Here is a 6,048-nt window from a genome sequence, read left to right as displayed (position 1 = left end):
ACAAGAGTTCAATAATTAATTATTTTTTCCGTTAGTCTAAATGTAGATCATTTTTTTTATCTTGTGAAACCTAAATCAACCTTAGAACTGCTAAAGAATAAAATGAACAAATACCTAATATACTTTTTACTTTTATCATCTAGTCTCATAGGTCAGTCTACCAATAAGGAAGTCCCCTTCAAAGCGGGCGAATGGCTTAAATTCAGATTGCATTACGGCATGGTGACAGCCGGCTATGCAACACTGGAAGTAAATGAAGACATTAGTAAAAATCAATTTATTGTAAATGGTGACGGATGGACTGTCGGCATGTTTAAATGGTTTTTCAAAGTAGAAGATCACTATGAAAGCCGCATGGATAAAACGAGTATTCTCCCAACACACTTTATTAGAGACGTATATGAGGGAGGATACACAATAAACAGAAAGGTTTATTTTAACAGGCAGAACAATAGCATTAAGGTCGAAGATGAAAAGGAAGATGACAGGGAAGATTCTCTGTTCACGGTACCTCCGATGACCGGTGATATGCTTTCGTCTTATTATTTCGCCAGACTTGTTGATGCAGATACCTTAAAAATAAACGACAAACTGTACTTTGATGTTTTCATTGACTACGACATTTATAAATTCTCATTAAAATTTCTGGGGAGAGAAACAATCGACACTGAATTTGGAAGGGTAAAATGTCTGAAGTTTTCTCCATTAGTACAATCAGGAAGAGTATTTAAAGAAGATGAAGGAGTAGTTTTATGGATATCGGACGATGATAATAAAATACTTGTAAGGATGGAGTCAGAACTCAGAGTAGGATCAATATATGTTAGTCTGGTGGGATTTAAAGGATTAAAACACTCTTTTAGTGTAGTTCATCAGTAATATTAAATAGATATATAAACTTCAGTTAATAATTTCAGTAAAAATTATACTTTTGCCAAATTAAAAATCACTTACACAGAAGATTGGAAAAAATGTTTAGAAAGGGAGGAATACTTGTAGCAGCTTTGGCTCTACTTTTTTCATGTGATAGTAACAACAAAGAATCAGACAAAAACAATGATATTGCAAATTCAACAGAACTTGAAAATATAAAAGAGCCTGATATTTTTGAATTTGGAATTAAGGCCAACGATTATAAAATCATTAAAGGAAAAGTAGAAAAAAATCAGACATTTGGTGAAATACTTTTAAAGCAAAACATCGGGTATCCCGAAATTCATAAGATAGCAGGTAAGTCAAAAGGTATCTATAATATTCGCAAAATTCAAAGAAATAAGAATTACACCTTACTCTGTAAAGATGATTCGCTTTCTACAGCCGAAGTGATGATATACCAACCCAATGCGATTGATTATGTAATTTTCGATCTGCGCGATTCTATTAATATTTACAAAGAGTCTAAAGAAATTGAACTTAGGGAAAGAGAAGTATCAGGAATTATCTCATCATCACTTTCACAAGCATTAGAAGATCAGGGAATCGATTACAGAGTATCAAATAGTCTGTCGGAAATATATGCCTGGACTGTCGATTTTTTCAGATTACAAAAAGGTGATTACTTTAAACTGGTTTTTGACGAAAAATATATAGACGATACTACCTATGTAGGCATTGGACCAATCAAAGCTGCAGAGTTTAACAATAACGGACAGTCATTTTATAGTTTTTATTTCGACAAAGGTGAATTCCCGGAATATTTCGATGAAAACGGACGAAATTTAAGAAAGGCTTTTCTAAAAGCACCGCTTAAATACGGGACATTTAGAATAAGCTCAAGGTATTCAGGAAGAAGGTTCCATCCGGTTCAACACAGATGGAAAGCTCACCTAGGTACCGATTATGCTGCACCAACAGGCACACCGATTATCAGTACCGCAAATGGTACTGTGGTTAAATCGGCCTATACAAGAAGTAATGGACATTATGTAAAGGTTAAACATAATTCTACATATTCAACACAATATCTTCACATGTCGAAAAGGGCGGTAAAAGCCGGACAAACTGTAAGACAGGGACAGGTTATAGGATATGTGGGAATGACAGGTTTAGCTACCGGGCCACACGTTTGTTACAGGTTCTGGAAAAATGGCAAACAGGTAGATGCACTACGACAAAAATTACCCGATGTTAAACCTATAGGCGACGAAATTAAAGTTGTTTTCGAAGAGGAAATGACTCCAATGAAAGCAAGGCTTGATAACATTTCACTGCCACTTAAGTTTGAAGCTGATGAAGTTGTAGAAGGAGAAGTTGTTACGGCAAAAGAATAATTAAGCTCCAAAATAAAAAATATCTTCACCTCATAGTTACTTTTATAAAAAGGACCTGTGAGGTGATTTTTTTTCAACATACTTCATTAATACAAAATTTAAGTTTCTCATATCATAGATTTCCCATCTTGGACGTGAATATGCCGATACTATTTATTTTGCAAGAAAGAATATAAATATCCAATATTTACATATTCCTGGGGGCGCAGTACAGAAATATAGTTCGCCCGGATAACAGCGGCAGCCTTTGTTTGGGATAGCTTGTGAGAAATATATTTTGGCGGCTGAGCTTTATACCAGATAAACATCAAAATGCACTATAAGACCCGAAGTTTAATTGGTATTATTACTCAGAATACTGTTATATTCATTCTGATTCTGAAGCAATAATGAAGCTTTAGATATAACCTTATCCCTATTTATATTATACAAATATCTGCCTCTTTCAAAATGATCATTATTTACAATGCTTAACGATAATAACCTTTTAATCTGGGCATCATTTCTCACAAATAAATTATTATTTTCTTTTTCTATCATTAATTCCAGATCACTTATCGCATATTCAAGTTCCTGATAAATATCCTCTTCCTTAGCAAGTAAAACAAGTTCTTCGAGCTTGATCTCAAGCTCTGATTCAAATACCACCTCGCTGGCACTTACATAATTCTTGAAATTATTATAATCCGATTCACTTAGTTCAAAAGTATTGAGATCTACAGGTCCTTCAGTTGAATTGCAATATTTTACAGAATAATTAAATAATATTCCTTCACTAATTAGATTCTCGGAAAATTTCGTCAAATCATCAATATCTATATTCACATCAGGTTCAATACCTCCCCCATCATAGACAATACGTCCCGAATTTGTTTTATAGGTGACTTTTAGAGAATCAGGAATTACCCTTACGCTACCGTCTTCATTCCTGTCGAAATAATCGCGTGCCTGAATGCTGCGACCGCTGGGGATATAATATTTTGCAATGGTTATTTTCAGTTGAGTACCATAAGTCAAAGATCGCGGTTGTTGTACAAGTCCTTTTCCATATGTTCTATCCCCCATTATTACAGCTCTGTCTAAATCCTGAAACGCCCCGGCAACAATCTCTGAAGCTGAAGCAGTACCGTAATTAGTTAATATTACTATAGGAATTTCAAGATCCTTTGCTTTCTGCCTAGTGTGGTACTTCTTATTCCAGTCCTTAATCCGCCCTTTAGTCTCTACTACAAAGGTATTCTTTGGTAAAAACAGATTTGAGACACTAACTGCCTGCGACAGCAGTCCTCCCGGATTTCCCCTAAAATCCAGTATCAGGTATTTCATACCCTGCTTCTTTAACTTATCATATGCAGAAGAAACTTCTAAATTAGCCTTATTCGAAAATGAGTTTAGTACTATATATCCAACATCCTTATTTACCATCCCGAAAAACGGAACTGCCTTTATTATTATTTTCTCACGTTTCAATTTTACGGAGAGTGGAAACTCTGCGTTTGACCGTTTCACCTTGATTAATGTTTCAGATCCAATACTTCCTTTCAAAAGACTACTGACCTCATCAGAATCTTTATTCTCCATATTGTTATTGTCAATACCAATTATAACATCACCGGCTCGCAAACCTGATTTATGTGCCGCAAATCCTTCATAGGTCTGAACTATTACCACTTCATTGTCTATATTTCTAATTGAAGCTCCTATCCCGGCATATTCTCCTGATGTATGTACCTTAAAATCTTCAGACTCCTCTTCTGTCATATATGTAGTATAGGGATCTAATGTTTCGAGCATACTGTTTATCGCCTCATGAATAAGTTCATCGGGCTGAATATCATCAACATAATAAATATTCAACTCTTTAAATAACGAAGCAAAGATGTCGAGCTGTTTGGAAACTTCGAAATAATCCTTTTTAAAGCTACTAAAAGCCATCAACCCAAAAATTGGAATGAGTAAGTAGATAATTAGCCTTCTATCTTTTACCTTCATAGCTAAATTGTTTAATGTTAGTTACATAAATATACTGAATTATTATGTGTTTATATATATTATAGACTACAGAACTACCTTAATATCATTTATTTACTCTGAAAACAAGCATAAATCATAGATTGAAATTAATTACAAATAAGTTCTTTATCACTTCATCCCTTTATCATCAAATACTTATAGAGAAATTATTATATTTGCACTCTCTTAATTAAGATTTATTCTTAATAAGAATAATAAATGATTTATAATATATAACTATATACAATGAATATTCAAAGAGCTGATGTTTTAGAAGCGTTAAAAACTGTTGGGCTTCCTAACACAGGCAACAATATTGTTGAAGGTGGTGCTGTTCAGGATGTAATAATTTCCGGAAATTCAATTACTGTTGTTGCGATGGTAAACACTCCGGTTTTACATGTCAAAAAATCTGTAGAGGACAATATTAAAAGTGTTTTGGAAGAAAAATTCACAGGTGCTTCGATACAGGTAACTATGAAGGTAGAAATAGCAAAACCACAAATTGCTCCTGTAGAGGAAAAGATTTTACCAAACATTAAAAATATTATTGCCGTTGCATCGGGTAAAGGTGGTGTAGGGAAATCTACAGTTACTGCAAACATCGCAGTGCAGTTGGCAAAAATGGGATTCAAAGTAGGTTTGGTTGATGCCGATATCTACGGACCTTCAATGCCAATAATGTTTGATGTTGAGAAAGAAAGACCATTAGGTAAGAATATCAATGGTAAGCAGGTGATGATTCCTGTTGAAAATTACGGAGTAAAAATGCTGTCTATCGGGTTCTTTACTACTCCCGATCAGGCTGTTGCATGGAGAGGTTCAATGGCTACCAAGGCCTTAAAACAGTTAATATTTGATGCCGACTGGGGTGAATTGGATTTCTTATTGCTCGATTTACCTCCGGGAACAGGCGATATCCACTTAACACTTGTACAGTCAGTTCCTGTTACGGCAGCTGTAGTTGTATCTACTCCACAGGCTGTTGCTCTTGCTGATGCCCGTAAGGGAGCAGGATTATTTAAGATGGATGCTATTAATGTTCCTGTACTTGGATTTGTAGAAAATATGGCATATTTCACTCCTGCTGAACTTCCTGATAATAAATATTATATTTTCGGACAGGATGGAACTAAGAATCTGGCAAAAGACATGGGCTTACCTTTGTTGGCTGAGATACCATTAGTACAAAGTATCCGTGAAGCCGGTGATATTGGTCGTCCGGCATCGTTGCAGGAAGGAACTGCCGAGGCTGATGCTTTCTATAAACTGGCTCAAAACGTTGTTACGGAAACAATAGCCCGTAACGAAAGCTTACCTCCTACCGAGAAGGTAAAGATGAGTGAAACTGCCGGGTGTAGCGCTAACTAGTTAGAGTTCTTAGTACAGAGTAGTTAGTATTTAGACTAAAATAACAGTGAGAGTACTAACATGTATATACAATGTATATAAGTATTATATACTAAATACTTGAATAATGAATTCAGAAGAGATAAAAGAAAAAGTATTAATCGCACTAGGTGAAATTCGTCCGTTTTTACAGAGAGACGGTGGCGATGTTTCATTTATCGCACTTGAAGATGACGTACATGTAAAAGTCCGTTTGGAAGGCACTTGTGCCGGGTGCAGCATTAATGCGATTACTCTTAAAATGGGAGTAGAAAATACTATAAAAAAATATGTGCCAAGTATAAAATCGGTTGTCGATGTTGGCCTGGAAGTAGAGGAAATATAATTTTCCAACAAATATTTTATCAGGGGCTTT

The 6,048-nt window shown here is 35.1% G+C and carries 5 protein-coding genes; 4 read left to right on the top strand and 1 reads right to left on the bottom strand.

All coding sequences use genetic code 11. The features are described from left to right. The first annotated feature begins 102 nt into the window (after nucleotides 1-102). Nucleotides 103-879 carry a DUF3108 domain-containing protein gene (locus ABFR62_12630; protein ID MEN8139268.1) on the top strand — a complete coding sequence of 259 codons (777 nt, stop codon included), beginning with the start codon at nucleotides 103-105 and terminating at the stop codon, nucleotides 877-879. Nucleotides 880-971: 92 nt separating this feature from the next. Further along, nucleotides 972-2,270 (top strand): peptidoglycan DD-metalloendopeptidase family protein, encoded by a 1,299-nt coding sequence (locus ABFR62_12625; protein ID MEN8139267.1) that lies wholly within the window; start codon nucleotides 972-974, stop codon nucleotides 2,268-2,270. Between the two features lie 333 nt (nucleotides 2,271-2,603). Here the strand turns inward: ABFR62_12625 and ABFR62_12620 are convergent, their stop codons facing one another. Continuing rightward, the gene (locus ABFR62_12620; protein ID MEN8139266.1) at nucleotides 2,604-4,262 is read right to left on the bottom strand and encodes a S41 family peptidase; all 1,659 of its coding nucleotides are present in this window, start codon (nucleotides 4,260-4,262) and stop codon (nucleotides 2,604-2,606) included. 267 nt (nucleotides 4,263-4,529) lie between these two features. Here ABFR62_12620 and ABFR62_12615 point away from each other — a divergent pair, with 267 nt between their 5' ends. Next, the gene (locus ABFR62_12615) at nucleotides 4,530-5,654 is read left to right on the top strand and encodes an Mrp/NBP35 family ATP-binding protein (GenBank protein MEN8139265.1); all 1,125 of its coding nucleotides are present in this window, start codon (nucleotides 4,530-4,532) and stop codon (nucleotides 5,652-5,654) included. Between the two features lie 106 nt (nucleotides 5,655-5,760). Continuing rightward, nucleotides 5,761-6,018 carry a NifU family protein gene (locus tag ABFR62_12610; protein MEN8139264.1) on the top strand — a complete coding sequence of 86 codons (258 nt, stop codon included), beginning with the start codon at nucleotides 5,761-5,763 and terminating at the stop codon, nucleotides 6,016-6,018. Nucleotides 6,019-6,048: the final 30 nt, after the last annotated feature.

This window comes from Bacteroidota bacterium, assembly GCA_039714315.1.
Lineage (GTDB): Bacteria > Bacteroidota > Bacteroidia > Flavobacteriales > JADGDT01 > JADGDT01.
This window is presented reverse-complemented; position numbering and strand designations above follow the sequence as displayed.